Below are 16,758 nucleotides of genomic sequence, written 5' to 3' on the forward strand. Positions count from 1 at the left end.
CACAGAACGGATCAAACCGCTTCGCGCACCGCGCTGAGGAACTGCTGGGTGCGTTCACGCTGCGGGTTGCCAAAGAGCTCGGAAGGATGCCCCTGTTCTTCGATCTTACCACCGTAGAAAAAGCAGACCCGGTCCGAGATGTCACGGGCAAAGCCCATCTGGTGTGTCACCATCAGCATGGTCAGATTGTGCTCGGATACCAGTCCACGGATAACATTGGTCACCTCGCCAATCACCTCTGGGTCCAGCGCTGATGTCACCTCGTCAAACAGCATCACCTTTGGCCGCATCGCCAGAGCCCGGGCAATGGCAACGCGCTGCTGCTGACCACCGGACAGACGCGAAGGATGCTGGTCCTTCTTGGCGATCATGCCCACCAGCTCCAGCAACTCCTCAGAACGATCCCGCGCCTCGGCCTTGGACAGGCCCAGCACCTGCACCGGTCCTTCCATGCAGTTCTCCAGCGCGGTCATATGCGGGAACAGGTTAAAATGCTGAAAGCACATGCCGATATCGGCCCTGCGGCTGCGCAGGTGACGCTCATTCGCGGGCACCAGTTTGCCGCCCTTGGGCATATGTGTCAGAGGTTGGCCATCCACATAGATCACCCCGCTGTTGATCTGCTCCAGCGTCATCAGCATGCGCAAGACTGTGGTCTTCCCCGACCCCGACGGGCCAATGATGGAGACCATTTCGCCTGCGTTGATGTCGAGGTCGAGATCATCAAGAACGGTCAGCGCGCCATAGGATTTGCGCACTTTTCGAAAACTCACCATGGGTGTGTTTTCTCCGCTCAGTTCGGTCGGAAAACCTGACATATCCAGCATTACTTAAGCCCCAGTTTACGACGCACCCGCCCTTCGACCAGCCGGATCAGACCCGCAGCAGGAAGAGAGATTGCAAGGAAAATGATGCCAACCATCGTGAAGGGTTCCAGAAAACGGTAGTGCTCTGACCCGATGGCATTGGCAGTGTGAATGAGTTCGGCGACCCCGATGACCGACAACATCGGCGTATCCTTGAAGATACCAACCAGATAGTTGCCCATGCCCGACAGGGCCGAAGGGATCGCCTGCGGAATGATGACACGGCGGTATTTCTGTACCGTCGTCATATTGAGCGCGATCGCCGCCTCCCATTGCCCCTTTGGCACGCTGTCAATGCCGCCGCGATAGACTTCGGACAGGTAGCAGGAGTAATGCAGCCCGATGGCGATCATCCCCGACATCCAGGGGCTGAGGCGAATACCAAACTGCGGCCCAACGTAAAAGATAAAGAATATCTGCAACAAGAGCGGGGTGGAGCGGATGAACTCAACAAATTCACGCACCACAAAGGTCAACCCGCGATAAGGGCTGCGCTGCGCGATGGCGAGGGCAAGCCCCAACACCAAAGCGATGGCATAGCCCGCGCCAGCCGCCAGCAGGGTATTGCCGGTGGCCGTTACCAGGCGGGGCAGGATTTCCCAGGCGAATTCCCATTTCCAGTCAAACATGGATCATGCCCTCCCCATTTTGCGGGCCATGTAGCCCTCGAGCCAGCGCATGAAGGGCGTGACCATGAAACGCGCCAGAATGTAGTAGATGACCAAAGCGGCGCCGAAGGCCTGGGCCGACAGGAAGGTGGAACTGTTGATCTGTTTGGTTTCAAACATCAGGTCAGCCACCGAAATCAGGGAAACCAGCGCTGTGCCCTTGAGCAGTTCAATCATCAGATTGCCCCAGGGCGGCAACATATTGACCAGAGCCTGCGGGAGGATGATCCGCTGCATTCGCTGCGCCGGGGACATATTGATCGCCAGCGCTGCCTCCCATTGCCCCTTGGGGACAGAAAGAATGCCGCCGCGCACCAGCTCAGCCCCATAAGCGCCGATGTTCATGCCCACTGCCACATAGCCGGCGGTGAATTTGTCAATTGTTACGCCGAACAACGGCAAGACAAAGAAGATCCAATAGAGCTGCACCAAAAGCGAGGTGCCGCGAAAGATCTCGATATAGGTGACCGCAGAACCACGGATCAGCTTGTTGGAAGACAGCTTCATCAGCCCCATCATCAGGGCGATAGTTACACCGAGAATGGCCGCGAGGAAGAACTGCGCAACGGTCATACCGCTGCCAGCAAGAAGACGCGGCCAGTACTGGATAACGAAATCAAAGATATTCATGGATCCGCTCTGCCATATAAAAGGACGTGCAAAGTGCAGCGAGGCTTTGGAGCCTCGCTGCGCAGGTGGCTCAGCGGTTGCCGCAGACCCATTCTGCCGTTTTGTCACCGGGCAGATGCGACGGGGTGTAGCCGTATTCAGCAACAGCGTTCAGCATTGCGTCGCTGCCGACATAGCTTGCCAAGGCTGCGTTGAACTTTGCCATGAACTCTGCGTCTTCGTCGCGAAAGCCGATGCCGACCCAGTTTTTAGTCCATTCAGGCAGCGCCGAGGGATCGGTCACTTCGAATTTGCCTTCGGACTGGTCCGCCAGATACAGCGCCTCGAAATAGGTCAGCGCTGCAGCATCCGCACGGCCCGCGTTCATCGCTGCAAGGGTCTCCGTCGGGCCAGGCACCTGCATCATCTGCCCATCGCTCAGGCCTTCCTTGCGCGAGGCTTCGACAGTGTTTGCACCGGAATACATGATCAGGACGGAACCGTCGTTGGATAGAACATCCTTGTAGTTGTTGATGTTTTTCGGGTTACCGGCAGGCACCAGGAAGGCATCGCCCATGGAGCCGATCGGCTCGGAGAAGGCGATGTTCTGGCAGCGGCTGTTCAGGATATAGAGACCACCGGTGATCATATCATAGCGGTTGGCCTTGAGGCCGGGGATCAGCCCGCCCCATTCGGTGACCGTAGTTTCCACTTCGGTGTGACCCATCTCCGCCAGAATGCCGAGAGCAATCTCGTTGACAAAGCCTTTGGCGTTTCCGTCCTCATCAGGAAAACCCCAGATCGGGATATTGGAAAAGCCGATCCGGATCGGCTCGCCCGCTGCAATCCGATCCTCCAGTGGTCCGGCAAACACCGATACGGTGCTCAGAACTGTTGCGGCCACTGCGGTGCCGAGTGCCTTAAATAGTGTGCAAGTCATAGGTTCCTCCCAGAATGAAACTTGGCGCAGATGTGAGGGCGAGGCGTTCCCGTGCAGAAACCCCGCCCCCAGTTGTCACACCCTGCGCCACCGCTGATTTTGAGAGCAAAAACCAGATGCAGCGCGGGGGCAGTGAATTCCTTGATGTTATGAAGTGAATTCAATCACTTCGCGATCTTCCTCCTAGCAACGCCCAAACCATTCGTAAGCTTGCGCGCTGATATTCCTTCAATCAGGCAGATTTTATTGGTCAATCTGCCTTTCTTCACAAAATTTCGAACCAGAGTATTGCTACAAATTCGCATTTCAAAATGACCTTTCATGTGGCCATTTGATAACTTGTGGTTATTGGATTTCCTCTAGTTGTCCGAGAACTCATACCTTCAGTCCTGGCCCGTCAGCATGCGTTTGCTCTGCGGGTCATAGAACGGAGCGAGGCTGACATCGGCCGGTATGCTCTTGCCTTCGACCAGCACGGTAAAGGCGCCCTTCGCCACCCTATCCTTCTCTGTTTGGCCTTGCGGAAGCTGCAACAGGCAGAGCCCAACCGCCGAACCGAGGCTCTGTCCCCAGGCGCCGGCTGTGACGTAGCCCGCGATTTTGCCATCCCGCAGAACTGGCTCGTTGTGATGCAAGAGCGGCTCTGGATCCTGAAGCTTGATGGAACAGAGGAAGGGGCCCTTGTTTTCCGCCCTGCGCGCCAGATAGGCGTCGCGGCCAATAAAGGGGATCTCTTTCTTTGTCTTGCAGACAAACTCCATCCCCAGCTGATGCGGCGCTTCGGTATAGGCCATCTCGTGGCCCCAGTGCACAAAGCCCTTTTCCAGTCGCAGGGCATTCAAAGCCTCGCCGCCGATCAGACACAAGCCATCCTGCGCGCCCGCCTGCATCAACAACTCAAAGACATGTTCGGCAAAATCGGGGGTGATAAAGATCTCCCAGCCCATTTCGCCGGAATAGGACAGACGCTGAGCAAAGACCGGCGCGTGGCCAATGTGGAAATGCTGCAGGCTATTGAAGGGGAAGGCCGCGTTTGAGGCATCAATTCCGCTGACGCGCTGCAACAAATCACGGCTTTTGGGGCCCATGATGCCCAGCACGCCATAGGCAGAGGTCGCATCCCGCAGGCGCAGATCTTCGCCGAGCTGGATCAGATCCCGCAGATGCAGATAGTCGCGGCGGGTGTGAGAGATCGAGCTCATCACCATGAAGCTCTCATCGCCGTGGCGCGCCACGGTGACATCGCTTTCGATACCGCCGCGTTCATTCAGCATCAGCGTGTAGACAACCCGCCCATTTGCCATGGCCATATTGTTGGTGCAGGCCCGCTGCAGGAAGCTCTCGGCGTCTTTGCCTTCGACCATCAGCTTGCCCAGCATGGTGTAGTCGATCAGCGCCACGCCTTCGCGCGCCGCCTTCTGCTCTTCCAGCACATGGGGGAACCAATTCTGGCGGCCAAAACTGTATTCATACTTGGGCTCGACCCCGTTGGGCGCGAACCAACCGGGGCGTTCCCAGCCCTGCGCCTCGGCATAGCAGGCCCCTAGTGCTTTCATCGGGTGATAGAACGGCGTGCGGCGCAGATTGCGCGCGGTTTCCCGCTGCCGGTTGGGCCAATGCATCGCATAGGTCAGCACCAGAGTCTCGGGGCAGCGTTCCTGCAGATAGGGGTCGCGCGCCTGGAATTCCTCGCAGCGCTTTGGGTCCATCTCGCTCAGATCAATAGGCGGGTGCCCGTCAATAATCCACTGCGCCAGTGCCCTGCCCGCGCCAGATCCGGACTGAATACCGGTGGAATTCACCCCGCCCAGCACAAAGTAATTCGAAATGTCAGGCGCCTGCCCCAAGATGAAACGGCCATCGTAAGAATAGCTTTCGGGCCCATTAAAGAAGGTGCGGATTCCGGTTTCCTGCAGCAGCGGCACCCGGTTCATCGCCAGTTCCAGCACCTCCATCACGTCCTCTTCGACAAAGGGCAGGCTGTCGTATTCAAAGCTTTCCGAAATGCCTTTTATGCCCCAGGGCTTGGCCTGAAAATGGGCAAAGCCAAAGAGCAGCTTGCCGGCGTCTTCCTTCCAATAAGTGCCATCGCAGTAAGAGCGCAGAACCGGCAGATCGCTGGGCAGATTGTCGATAGCCTCAGTGACCAGATAGTAATGCTCGCAGGCGTGCAGCGGCACCCCGACACCGTTCTGACGGCCCAGATCCCGCGCCCACATGCCACCGCAATTGACCACATAGTCGGCCCGGATGGTGCCCCGATCGGTGCGCACGCCCACGGCCATGCCGCCTTCGGTCAGCACCTCTTCGACCTTGGTATATTCAAAGATCTTGGCGCCACGCATCCGCGCCCCCTTGGCCAGGGCGGTGGTCAGGTCCACCGGGTTCGCAGAGCCATCGCTGGGCATATAGATGCCGCCCAGCACGCCTTCGGGGTTCATCAGCGGCCAGCGTTCCTGGATTTCGGGGGTTTCAAGATATTGCGCCTCAATGCCAAACAACGCGGCAAAATCCGCCTTACGCTTCAGCTCGGCCATACGCTCGTGATTGGTAGCAACAGAAATGGAGCCCGAGCGGCGATAGCCGGGATTCTGGCCAGTCTCGGCTTCGATCTCTTCCAGCAGTTCGATACCATATTTGGCAAAGGCGGTGGTGGCGTGGCTGCCCTGAAGCTGCCCGACCAGCCCCGCAGCATGCCAGGTGGTGCCCGAGGTCAGCTGTTTGCGCTCCAGCAGGACCACATCGGTCAACCCCTGTTTGGCCAGATGATAGGCCACGGAACAGCCATGGATACCGCCCCCGATGATGACGACCGTTGCCTGTGGTGGAAGATGCTTGCTCATAGTCTCTTGGCCTGTCGAATTAGGTGATGATGGGGAATTCGCGCGCTGCCCGGCGCGTCAGCAGTTCGGCGCCATCCTCACGGATGACGATATTCTCTTCGTGCAGCATCATTTTACCGTCGCCAAAGGCCAGTCCCGGCTCCAGCGTCAACACCATGCCAGCCTCGATCAGGGTCTCATCCCCGGGCATCAAAGAGGGCCATTCGGTCACCTGCATGCCAAGGCCATGGCCCATGCGGCCGATCTGATGGCCACTGCAGCCTCCCTCTTCCAGCATCTGCGCCATGACGCCCCAAAGATCGGTGGTGGTGATTCCTGGGCGGGCGGCTTTCAGACCTGCTTCTGTCGCACACCAGGCCAGGTCATAGGCTGATTTGGCAGCATCCGAGGCATGGCCAAAGGCAAAGTTGCGATCAAAATCGCAGCTGTAACCATCATAAAGCGCGCCCGTATCCAAAAGCAGCATATCACCTTCGGCGATCACTCGATCCGAAGGGCGATTGATCACATCCTCAAATCCGCCGGGGCCCGAACTGCCTACCAGATAGGGCACATCATCGGCGCCTTTTTGCAGCAGGTCGATCTTGAACTTGGCAAAGGCCTGGCGTTCGGTATCGCCCGCCTTGATGTGCTTTGGCAGGTCCTCAAAAGCGGCAGAGGCAATGCTGCACATCCGGGCGATCTTGGCGATCTCCGCCTCGGATTTCACCATGCGCTGGCTGCGCACCACCTCGGTTGCATCCGTTAGCGTGATCCCGTTGAGCCCGGCTTGCAGCCTCTGCAGATCCGCCGCAGGCATACGAACATGGGTTTCATGACCCATCGGCAGGCCCAGAGTACCGCCCTTTGGCATGACTTCGCGCAGGGTCTCGCTGAGCAGAGAAATGCCGTCATCCTCGGGCTGCGGCGCCAGCCAAGTGCGAATGTCGGAGATCCAGGTCAGAGCCATGCTAGGGCCACCAATTTCAGGAATCACCGCAATTGGCGCACCACTGGCGGGGATCACCACAAACCAGGGCCGCGTTGGGCTCAGCCAAAATATGGTATCAAAGCCGGTGAAATAGCGCACTTCCGGTTCTGTCGTCAGCAGCATGGCGTCAAGGTCAAGGCGCGCCATGATCCGTTGCGCCGCCTCCGTGCGCATTTCAAATTCGGCAGTGCTAAAACCGCGTGCGGCGGCGGGATGCAGGTCCGTCATCTTATTGGTCTCGGGATCTCAATTGAGTGTGAAAAAGAACGCCTGCGCCTGTAACGCTTTCGCGTATCCCGGCCAGCCGGGCCAGGTGCCAGGCGGTGACCTGATTGCTCGACAGAACCGGTTTGCCCAGTTGTGCCTCTGCCTCGGCAAGGACCGACAGCACCCGCAGACTGGTGCAGGAGACAAAGACACACTCGCAATCGGTCCGTGCACCGACCTCTTTGATCGCGGTCAGGATACTGCCAGAGGAGATCCGGGCGACCTTGAAATCATCGGACTGATTAAACGTGCCAATAGCATTCACCTCGAACCCCGCTTCCGCCAGGTTACCACGCATTTCTACTGTGACATCAGGTGCATAGGGGGTGATCAATGCGATGCGTTTCAGGCCCAGAGCCCGCAACGCGGCCTTGCATGCCGTTATGGGATTGCTGGTTTTTGCCTGAGGATGGGCACTTCGCAGGATTTGATCCACCCTGCCCTCGCTAATCATGGTGGCGCCAGAGGTGCAGCAATAGCCGATGGCATCAAACTCAAAGGATGTCGGGAGCAGCCCTGCGGCGACGGGCAAATCCGCCTCCATTTGCCGCAGCGTATCGCAGGTCACTTCCATCTCGTTGGGGATCCGCGCGTGATAGAGGGCGACCCCATCCTGACGCAGAAGGCTCGCGACCTCATGCTCAATCGTCTGATCCGATTGCAGCACGATCAACCCGATCCGGGCGCGCGCGCCCAGCCCTGCGTCCTGCGCTGCGTTCAGATTTTGAATGTCGGGCGCGGCGCTCATAGCATGCGCCCGGAAGTCTGGCAGTTCACGGTTCTATTTCCTCCCTGTACCTCACATCTTGAATTTCATGGGCAACCCATGCAGTCAGAAGAGAGTTCCTTGAGAGGTTGGTATATACCACTATATTGGTATATACCAAGAGAAATCTTGTGAAAGTGAAGTTGAATGAACGAAGACAGCAACAACCAAAGAGCTAAAGGGCCTGCCTTTCAAAAGGTTATCGAATTCCTGCGTGCGCAAATTCAATTTGGCAAACTGCAGGAACACGCGGCCCTGCCATCGGAACGCGCCCTTGGCGAACAGTTCAACATCAGCAGAATGACCGCGCGCAGGGCTCTTCTGGCGCTTGAGATGGAAGGTCTGGCCTATAGTTCTGACCGGCGTGGGCGTTTTGTTTCACCGCAGAGACTGACCTACGACATCAGCAAGACAGTCAGTTTTTCGGAACACGCCGAAGAGGGAGCTCTGGGGCTGTCGATCAAACTCGTTTCGCAAGGAATGATAGAGGCCACGCCACAAATTGCCGCCAAGTTATCGATCGAAGAAGGCAGAGAGCTTTATACCTACACCCGGCTGTTCAGCCTCAAGGGGCATCCGGCCTTTATTGAGGAAGAATTTGCAATTGCAGATCTGTTTCCGGACATGTTCAGCCACAGCCTGGAACAATCCACAACGCGGCTCATGGAGCAGGAATACAACATGCCCGCGCATTCCGGCGACATCTCCATTCGAATGCGTGCATTGAACGAGGCAGAATCCAAACTTCTGAACTTGCCAACCTATCATGCCGGCATTGAGTTGGAGCAGGTTATTCTGGACCACAGAGGTCAGCCGTTCTGTTTTGGCCGACAACTCTGGCGAGGAGAGTTGGCGGAGTTCACAGCCCATGCCGTTGTTCGTAATCGATGACACGCAATGTTTCTTCTCCCTCGCGAACGCTTCGCCTCTACAAGACTCGGGTTGCAGCCCGAAAACCAATAAAGTCTTTTGTGCAGGATGCGGTTATTGAGCAGCCTCATCTGACTGGTCCAAGTTGATTGTTAGTGGATGATTGGCCTGCTTTTCATCGGGATGATTGCCTCTGGCGCTGGCGGGCGATAGCCCAATGCACTGTGTGGCCGTTTGGTGTTGTAGTGTTTCCTCCATTCTCCGATCATCCCCTGAACTTAAACCCTGCATTTACGGATTGGATGATGGGATGGCCTGCGGGATGGACAGATCCGCTGCAGCCGGTAACGGGGTGGTCCCAATGGCTGCAGCAAGCGCGTATGCAGAACTGAAAAAGGAATTCCCGGCTTAGGAGGCCGGGGACTTCCCCACAGCACCTTCCTATTTGTCTATCAATAGATGAGTGAAGAAACCTGTTAGCTCTGTGTCACGCGGACATTCTCCTACTTACAGAACAAGCGTATGGTGCGGTAATATCTCGACGCATTGGCAAGGTGGATTTCAAATTGAATGAGTTTCTAAGAGGCTATTTTGCGTTGGGACTGCTCGCCGGGATTGGGGCGGCTGTTCTGTTCTTTGTTTTTGTCGTCGGTGTGGATTACTGCCCACTTCTGCCTTGCTCAAATCTGGGTTCAATTTCCGCCAGTTCGGGAGTTGGTAACATCGGCATGCAAGAGCTTAGGGTTCAAGAGGGTATCGCGCATTCCTCGAAATCTATGGCCTGGGCGGCCTGGGTCACAATTGTCGTGGGAACAATCAGTGCAGGCATTCTGATATTTACACTTTCGGCAACACAGAAGGCCGTAGCCGCCTCGGTCGAAGGAAACCAAATAGCAGTGATCAGCCCCATCGAAGTGGTCCAGTGTGAGTGTTAGTGCATGATCGGCCTGGTTTCCACCGGAACGATGGCTTCCGGAGCCGGTGGGCGATAGCCCAGAGCACTATGCGGCCGTTTTGTGTTGTAGTGATTTCTCCATTGTTCAATCAGGATCTGGGCTTCACGCAGGCTGTAAAATACCTCTCCATTCAGCAGCTCGTCTCTGAAGCGCGCGTTGAAGCTTTCACAGTATCCGTTCTCCCAAGGTGATCCTGGTTCAATGTAGGCCGTTTGGGCACCGACCGCTGCGATCCAATCTCGAACGGCCTGAGCAATGAACTCTGGGCCATTATCTGATCTGATGAAAGCAGGAACGCCACGCAGGATGAAAAGATCTGTCAGCGCGTCAATAACTTCTGCCGAGTTCAAGCGCCTCTTCACCCGGATCGCCAGGCATTCCCGGCTGTGTTCATCCAGAATGTTCAGTGTCCGGAACGCTTTCCCGTCATCCGTTCGATGGTGCACGAAGTCATAGGACCAGACATGGTCACGATATTCGGGCCGGAGTCGAACACACGACCCGTCGTTCAGCCAGAGCCGTCCTTTCTTCGGTTGTTTCATTGGAACTTTCAGCCCCTCACGCCGCCATAGGCGCTCAACACGTTTGTCGTTGATTTGCCAGCCGGCGTCTCTCAGAAGAGCCGCTATCCGACGGTAACCGTATCGACCATATTGGCGTGTCAGTTCGATCATGTCAGACACCAACCGGTCTTCGTCAGCACGTCCAACAGGCACCCGCCTCTGTGTGGAACGGTGCTGTCCCAGAACACGGCAGGCGCGACGCTCTGAGACGTGGAACTGGCGTCGCACATGATCAATGCAGTTACGGCGGCGCGAGGGGCTCAGAAGTTTCCCCGTGCAGCTTCCGACAGAATGAGCTTGTCCAATGTCAGATCAGAAACTGCCCAACGCAGCCGGTCATTCTCCTTCTGAAGTCGCTTTAGTTCCTTCAGTTGGTCGGTTCCCATACCGCCATATTGCTTGCGCCAGCGATAGAAGGTTTGTTCTGTAATCTGCACCTGTCGAATGGCGTCTACGCGCGGCATCCCTTGGCCGCAAAGCACCTCAACCTGCCGTAACTTCGTGACAATCTCTTCGGGCTTGTGTCGCTTGATTCCCATATCTGATCCTCCGTTTCCTAACTATACGGGCGGATCACTTCAGTGGGGGAGGATCAAGAGCCCACATTGTCGAATGCTGAACGACGACCCAAAGCCTCCTATTGGGTTTAAGCCCGTTGTCCACTTTTGCAGCGCAATGGGGCACGGGGCATTTGTCGAGATTACTTAAGCGGCAAAAACAAGCCTGCCACAGCCTCCTGTTCCGACACTTCGGGAAAGAAGGCGATGCGTTGGCAATAAAGCGGGAAATCTCTCGTCTCCTCCCCGCTTTCAGGAAGCCAGTCGCGGTAGAGATAGAGGGAGGCCGTTTCAAGATCGTCGCTATTGCCTACAACCCTCAATACGGCACAGCGTCCGCCCGGAATGACCCCTGAAACCACACCTTGCTCGTCTTCATCAATACCGCGATCTGTCGCCACACAGATGTCCAATCGATATTCCCGGGGATCGGTGCTTTGGGGATCAGAATGGAAGACGTTGAATGTTTCGCTGTTTAACGGCGAAAGACCCTTCGCCTTTCGCCAGAGGATAAACCGCTGGATGGTCGCCCCAATCCCGGCCGGTGGACCGCGGTGCTCTATGATTGCCACTGGAATAGTTTCCGTCTCTCGGATTGTTACGTCGTCTGCCTTGAATGTCTGTTGCATGAGCTTACTCCTCGCGTTGGTGAGAGGCCCGAAGGCCGCAAGCCACTGCTCCCAATCAGGAGCACCCCGGAAGGACGATGGCGACTGCCCGAACCGTTGTCGAAAGGCGCGGGCGAAGGCGTCAGGTGCTTCGTATCCGGCATCCATCGCGATCTGCGTGATGCTTTGATCGTCACGAAAGGCCATCCGGTCGGACAACGGCTCAGAGTTCATTGCGCAAGCTGTGCGAGACTGGATTGAAGCCGTAGGCGCCAAGACCGCCGACATCGAGCCAGGATCACCCAAGGAAAATGGATACTGCGAAAGCTTCAACGCAAGGCTTCAGGATGAACTGCTGAACGGCGAGATCTTCTACTCGCTACGAGAGGCGCAGATCCTGATCGAGCAATGGAGGAAACACTACAACACAAAACGACCACATAGTGCATTGGATTATCGCCCGCCAGCCCCAGAGGTCATCGTTCCGATGGAACCCAGGCCAATCATGCACTAACATTCAAATCGGACCATTCAAGTGGGGCTGATCACTGCGCCACTCAATGCTACCGTTCCAACCCATACTACTTAAGTATAGGGTTATTGAGCATTTTATTCAATTTCATCCAATGCACTAGCTAACTATCCATTATGGATCCGATCTAGTCCATACCCGCATGTTAGCGTTTGACACAACCTACTCTTGTGAGGACCGTCGTGCGCATTTCGCATCAACCAGCAATCTCGGACACCGACCGCAAAGTGAATGCGGTGCTGCACCTTGAGACGCCCACAGGAGAAATGGTGACGATCGCGCAATGGTCCCTATCGGTTTTGATTTGGCCCGAAGAAGGGCCGAAATGCCCTCAAACTGGGACGTTGAGTGTTCCGTTTCAGGGTGTTGATGTCAGGTTTCCGGTCCGGTTGGAGCGGGCACATGAGACCAATGAAGTTCTTTTGAAGGGTCTCAGCGGACGTCAGCGAGAAACTCTGGCTCTCTTCTATCGAGCACTGCTTTCCGGAAAAATGGCTTCCAGTTCCGACGTAATCACCAGCCTAGATACGCCGGTTGACCTGGTACCCATGGAAGAGACTACATCCGAGGCTACCACGACCAAATTGATTGGGAAGTTTCGTGTCTTCCGCGTCGCATTGAACATTGTCACCTATTTGGTCTTGGCAGCTTTTATCATTGGGGTGATTGGCAACAATATTTTGACCAATCTCGACCGGATCGATATTCAGCACGGACGTGTCCTTGCGCCTATTACGGAACTTCCTGTGCCTCGAAATGGGTATGTAGAGAGTGTGCGAGCGAACATAGGTGAAACGGTTCAGGCAGGTACTACGCTTGTCCAAGTGATTGATCCTATCTATGCATCTGAACTAAAAAAGGCCGAGGCTGAGCTACGAGCCGCAGAGGCAACTTTGGAGGTTTTTCTTGGAGCCAAATCACAGTTGTTTGAGCTGGAAACGGAGCCAGCACTACTAGTGAAGCTAGCGGGCGTTGCTCGTATTTTCCAAGACTTTTCCGACTCTAGAGATTTTGATGATATTCGACGCCGCTGGATTAACCTTCGGGATCGTGATCCGGTGGCCGCTGAAGCTTTTGATCCGCTAAAACTCACGCATAAACTCGTTGCTTCTCATATTGACATCGCACGTTTGGAAGTAAGCAAACGTCAAGCAGAATTAGAGGGCCGTCTAGCCTTGGTCAGGTCAACTCAGATCATTGCACAACAGCAGGGCACCATTCGTGAGGTTCTAGTCCAGAAAGGTCAGTTTCTTAGCTCAGGCGACCTAGCCGTGAAAATGGAGCGCCAAGAGGCACGTTTGACCATGGGCTGGGTATCCGAGCGCTTTGCTGAAACGATCTACATCGGAATGCCTGCAACCATTGGCTTCAATGAAGCCGGGGAGTCGAAACGTGTGAAAGGGACGGTTGTAGACGTGATGGCAGGGGATCACCCAGAACGACCAGGAGAATTCGGCATCATCGTCACAATTCAACCATCTGGGTTAGAACTTGCGGAACTCCGAGCTAGCCTGCGCATTGGTGCCCCGGTGAATCTAGAGGCAGAACGGCAGGTATATTCCCGCTTAAAAGCCTGGTTCGCCTCGTGGATGCAAACCGATGTATGAGCCAGAAAGTGAATATGCTTTTGACAAAGATCTGTCGCTACGCTTGAAAAAGTTGAGTGGTCCGGCTCCTTCCTTTTTCATGAAATGGACATTGCCGCAGTTCACACTATTCCTGTTGATCTTTATGGGTTTGTTGTGGCTTCTCGCAAATGTACCCAATCGCTTTTTCAACCCCTCAGTGATGCATGTGACTGTTGCTCTGGGCATGTTAGGTTTGTGGCGGTTCGGCTGGTGGTTCACTCATGCTTTACGTGCACAGATTTTTGCGCGGACCAAATGGCCAGGAATGCGCAAAGACGCTGATGCCCTTTGGAACAGTGGCTGGCGCCCCCGTCACCTCCACATCCAGATGACCACTTATTTTGAGGAACCTTCAATCACCAAACGGGTGATTGGGTCTATTCTTGGCCAGATCCGCCGCGAACAGATCCCAACCACGCTCTATATCGGTACTGGCAGTGCCTACGATGAAATCATCATACGGCAGTTTGTTGAAACCTACGCTCAGGATATCCCGGACGATCTGGCCAGTCTGGTTTTTATCCGGCAAAATCAACCTGGAAAACGCATGGCCATTGGTTTGATCCTTCGGGCAATGTGCCGCGCCTATCACCATCCCGACGATTTGGTGATCTTCATGGATGGGGATGCCCTGTTTGGTGGTGACGTTTTGCGTAAAACGCTGCCAATGTTTGGTGCCGACCCCGAGTTGCAAGCCCTTACAACCGATGAAGAAGTCATCTGTTACGGTCCCAAATGGATCGCCAATTGGTTGGATATGCGGTTTGCTCAGCGGCGGCTTGCAATGCAAAGCCATGCCTTATCCAACCGGGTGCTGACCCTGACAGGCCGGATGAGTGTTTTCCGAACCAAACACATCCTGGACGAGAGCTTTATCCGTACAATCGAGGCAGATCATTTGCATCACTGGCTCTGGGGGCGGTTTCGGTTTTTGTCGGGGGATGACAAATCCAGTTGGTATCGCCTGCTGAGCCTGGGGGCCAAGATGACCTATGTTCCCGATGCAACCGTCTATACCATCGAGGTGATCAAGGAGAACGGATTTGGCCGCATGGTGCAGAACTTCCGCCGTTGGTCAGGGAATATGCTGCGTAACGGAGCCCGCGCCATCTCATTGGGGCCGCGCGGAATGCCCTTTTTCATCTGGTGGTGCCTTGTGGATCAACGCATTGCCATGTGGACTATGATAGTCAGCCCGGTGATGGCCGTTTTGGGTTCACTCATTGCGCCGGGCTATTTCTGGAACTGTATCATTTGGGTATTGTTCTCCCGGATTGTCTTGTGCCTATTTCTGTTTGGATACAGTCGGAAGGCTGACATGAGCTGGCCCTTCATTTTGTATCTAAATCAGGTGATCAATGCTTCGGTGAAGATTTTCATGATCTTCCATCTCTCCAAACAAAAATGGTCGAACCGCGGCAATCAAAGTGCCGGTGGCGGTGATGGGGCTCTAGAGACTGCAAAAAATTTATTTGCAAAATTTCAAATGGTTACCGCCATTGGAATCTTTTTGGTGATCCTTTTGGCTTATGTCGAATTGATCGAGATCCCCTTCTTTTGATCTCTCTATATCCTTTCGACACAGCGCCCTGTTCTTAGGACATCAAGAAACAAAAACACATATGATGCATGCTGATTTTAAATCAAATTAGAGGAGATCATTGTGCTTTATCCAGTCATTCTTGCCGGTGGAAGTGGAACGCGTCTTTGGCCGGTATCCCGCAAGAGTTTTCCAAAACAATTTGCCTCTTTGGCAGGTGAGAAGAGCCTATTTCAACAGACCCTACAACGGTTGTCAGGTCCGGAATTCGCTGCCCCTATGGTGGTAACAGGCGAAGACTACCGATTCATCTCGCAAGAACAGATCACCGCAACAGGTGTTGAAGACAGTACACTTGTTGTCGAACCTCACGCGCGCAACACTGCCCCTGCGGTTTTGACGGCCGCATTGTCGATGCAAGATACGCCCGACGTGGTCATGGTGATCACACCAAGCGACCATTTGATAGCTGATCATGCAGCCTTTGCCTCTGCATTGTACAACGCCAGGGTTGAGGCTGAGAAAGGTGCAATTGTCGTTTTTGGAGTGACCCCGGATCACCCGGCAACCGGATTTGGCTATCTAAAAACGTCGAACGTGCCTGTACACCAGGGATCGGCCTTGACAGTGACCGAATTTGTGGAAAAGCCACATGAAAATAAGGCCATGAAGATGATCGAGAGCGGAAACTTCTTCTGGAACTCTGGGATCTTTGTAGCGCGTGTCAGCACCATTCTGAATGCATTTACTACCCATTCGCCGCATCTGTTAAACCCTTGCAAAGCTGCCTTGGCCCTGGGTCGCGAAGATCTCAACTTCTTGCGTTTGCATGGAGACGCTTTTTCCCAATGTGAAAATGTTTCCTTTGACTGTGCAGTCATGGAACGCATTGGAAAATGCACTGCGATACACTTGGACTGCGGCTGGTCTGATCTCGGCAGCTGGAAAGCAGTCAAGGAGCTGGGAGAAACGGATATCTCTGGCAACACTCTAGCGGGAAATGCGACGGCGATCGAGTGTTCCAACAGCTTTTTGAAGTCGGACAATCCTGACACCGCGCTGGTTGGGCTGGGCCTCAAGGACATTATCGCAGTGGCAACGGACGATGGTGTCCTCGTCACTGACATGGCGCATAGCGACCAGATTGGCCGAACCGTTGAAGTCCTTAAAGCCCAAAAGGCCAAGCAAGCGGAAGAGTTCCGACGTTGTCACCGTCCCTGGGGCTATTATGAGACGCTGTCTCTAGGGCATCGGTTTCAAGTCAAGCGCATCATGGTCAAACCCGGTGGGCAGTTGTCACTTCAGAGCCATGTGCATCGGGCCGAACATTGGGTTGTCGTTGCGGGGTCAGCCAAAGTGACTGTGAAAGATCAGGTAAAGATGATGACAGAAAACGAGTCGACCTATATTCCTCTTGGGGCGGTCCATCGGTTAGAAAACCCCGGGAAACTGCCTCTGCACCTCATTGAGGTCCAATCTGGCAGTTATCTCGGTGAAGACGACATTACTCGATACGAAGACGTGTACAACCGCGGTGAGGAAGTCGCATAGCGATAGCTTCCTACTGAGTTTATC

Annotated in this window: 14 protein-coding genes and 2 pseudogenes; 6 read left to right on the forward strand and 10 right to left on the reverse strand. The window is 54.9% G+C overall.

Annotated elements, in window-relative coordinates; translation table 11 throughout:
- Nucleotides 1-11: 11 nt before the first annotated feature.
- The 7 genes from ehuA to RSK20926_RS05375 all read right to left on the reverse strand — a co-directional run bounded on the left by ehuA (nucleotide 12) and on the right by RSK20926_RS05375 (nucleotide 7,911).
- Nucleotides 12-827: an ectoine/hydroxyectoine ABC transporter ATP-binding protein EhuA gene (ehuA, locus tag RSK20926_RS05345; RefSeq protein WP_008204930.1), complete on the reverse strand. Its 816-nt coding sequence runs from the start codon at nucleotides 825-827 to the stop codon at nucleotides 12-14.
- A complete protein-coding gene (gene ehuD / locus RSK20926_RS05350; RefSeq protein ID WP_008204931.1) occupies nucleotides 827-1,495 on the reverse strand; it encodes an ectoine/hydroxyectoine ABC transporter permease subunit EhuD in 669 nt (222 codons plus the stop codon). The genes ehuA and ehuD overlap by 1 nt, the downstream gene beginning before the upstream one ends.
- 3 nt (nucleotides 1,496-1,498) lie before the next feature.
- Nucleotides 1,499-2,164, reverse strand: coding sequence for an ectoine/hydroxyectoine ABC transporter permease subunit EhuC (gene ehuC, locus RSK20926_RS05355; protein ID WP_008204932.1), 666 nt, complete (start codon nucleotides 2,162-2,164; stop codon nucleotides 1,499-1,501).
- A 70-nt stretch (nucleotides 2,165-2,234) separates the two neighbouring features.
- Complete coding sequence (locus RSK20926_RS05360; protein ID WP_008204933.1) at nucleotides 2,235-3,083, reverse strand: transporter substrate-binding domain-containing protein; 849 nt, start codon at nucleotides 3,081-3,083, stop codon at nucleotides 2,235-2,237.
- 383 nt (nucleotides 3,084-3,466) lie between these two features.
- Nucleotides 3,467-5,926, reverse strand: a complete 2,460-nt coding sequence (locus RSK20926_RS05365) for a GcvT family protein (RefSeq protein ID WP_008204935.1) — start codon at nucleotides 5,924-5,926, stop codon at nucleotides 3,467-3,469.
- A 19-nt stretch (nucleotides 5,927-5,945) separates the two neighbouring features.
- Nucleotides 5,946-7,124 carry a M24 family metallopeptidase gene (locus tag RSK20926_RS05370; protein ID WP_008204936.1) on the reverse strand — a complete coding sequence of 393 codons (1,179 nt, stop codon included), beginning with the start codon at nucleotides 7,122-7,124 and terminating at the stop codon, nucleotides 5,946-5,948.
- Between the two features lies 1 nt (nucleotide 7,125).
- Nucleotides 7,126-7,911, reverse strand: a complete 786-nt coding sequence (locus RSK20926_RS05375) for a maleate cis-trans isomerase family protein (RefSeq protein ID WP_008204938.1) — start codon at nucleotides 7,909-7,911, stop codon at nucleotides 7,126-7,128.
- Nucleotides 7,912-8,076: 165 nt separating this feature from the next.
- Here RSK20926_RS05375 and RSK20926_RS05380 point away from each other — a divergent pair, with 165 nt between their 5' ends.
- Nucleotides 8,077-8,820, forward strand: a complete 744-nt coding sequence (locus tag RSK20926_RS05380) for a GntR family transcriptional regulator (protein ID WP_008204939.1) — start codon at nucleotides 8,077-8,079, stop codon at nucleotides 8,818-8,820.
- 131 nt (nucleotides 8,821-8,951) lie between these two features.
- Here the strand turns inward: RSK20926_RS05380 and RSK20926_RS22385 are convergent.
- A pseudogene (locus RSK20926_RS22385) lies at nucleotides 8,952-9,068 on the reverse strand (integrase core domain-containing protein); the annotation flags it as partial.
- A gap of 285 nt (nucleotides 9,069-9,353) precedes the next feature.
- Between RSK20926_RS22385 and RSK20926_RS05385 the strand changes: the two are divergent.
- Nucleotides 9,354-9,734, forward strand: a complete 381-nt coding sequence (locus tag RSK20926_RS05385) for a hypothetical protein (protein ID WP_008204940.1) — start codon at nucleotides 9,354-9,356, stop codon at nucleotides 9,732-9,734.
- Here the strand turns inward: RSK20926_RS05385 and RSK20926_RS05390 are convergent.
- Nucleotides 9,731-10,857 (reverse strand): IS3-like element ISRosp5 family transposase gene (locus tag RSK20926_RS05390; protein WP_085979697.1). Its coding sequence is split into 2 segments (ribosomal slippage): nucleotides 9,731-10,593 and nucleotides 10,593-10,857, totalling 1,128 coding nucleotides; the frame shifts between segments, so codons are not numbered across the junction. The genes RSK20926_RS05385 and RSK20926_RS05390 overlap by 4 nt on opposite strands.
- A 161-nt stretch (nucleotides 10,858-11,018) precedes the next feature.
- The gene (locus RSK20926_RS05400) at nucleotides 11,019-11,771 is read right to left on the reverse strand and encodes an AraC family transcriptional regulator (protein ID WP_083805737.1); all 753 of its coding nucleotides are present in this window, start codon (nucleotides 11,769-11,771) and stop codon (nucleotides 11,019-11,021) included.
- On the opposite strand from RSK20926_RS05400, the pseudogene RSK20926_RS05405 reads away from it, so the two are divergent.
- The 4 genes and pseudogenes from RSK20926_RS05405 to RSK20926_RS05420 form a co-directional block, all read left to right on the forward strand.
- A pseudogene (locus tag RSK20926_RS05405) lies at nucleotides 11,689-11,997 on the forward strand (integrase core domain-containing protein); the annotation flags it as partial. The gene RSK20926_RS05400 and the pseudogene RSK20926_RS05405 overlap by 83 nt on opposite strands.
- A 200-nt stretch (nucleotides 11,998-12,197) precedes the next feature.
- Nucleotides 12,198-13,622, forward strand: coding sequence for an HlyD family efflux transporter periplasmic adaptor subunit (locus RSK20926_RS05410; protein ID WP_008204944.1), 1,425 nt, complete (start codon nucleotides 12,198-12,200; stop codon nucleotides 13,620-13,622).
- Between the two features lie 79 nt (nucleotides 13,623-13,701).
- The gene (locus RSK20926_RS05415) at nucleotides 13,702-15,204 is read left to right on the forward strand and encodes a glycosyltransferase (protein ID WP_232281848.1); all 1,503 of its coding nucleotides are present in this window, start codon (nucleotides 13,702-13,704) and stop codon (nucleotides 15,202-15,204) included.
- A gap of 102 nt (nucleotides 15,205-15,306) precedes the next feature.
- Entirely contained in the window at nucleotides 15,307-16,734 is a 1,428-nt protein-coding gene (locus tag RSK20926_RS05420; RefSeq protein ID WP_037253823.1) for a mannose-1-phosphate guanylyltransferase/mannose-6-phosphate isomerase, read from the forward strand.
- Nucleotides 16,735-16,758 lie beyond the last annotated feature (24 nt).

Origin of the sequence: Roseobacter sp. SK209-2-6 (genome assembly GCF_000169455.1) — a bacterium.
Classification (GTDB): Bacteria; Pseudomonadota; Alphaproteobacteria; order Rhodobacterales; family Rhodobacteraceae; genus Pseudophaeobacter.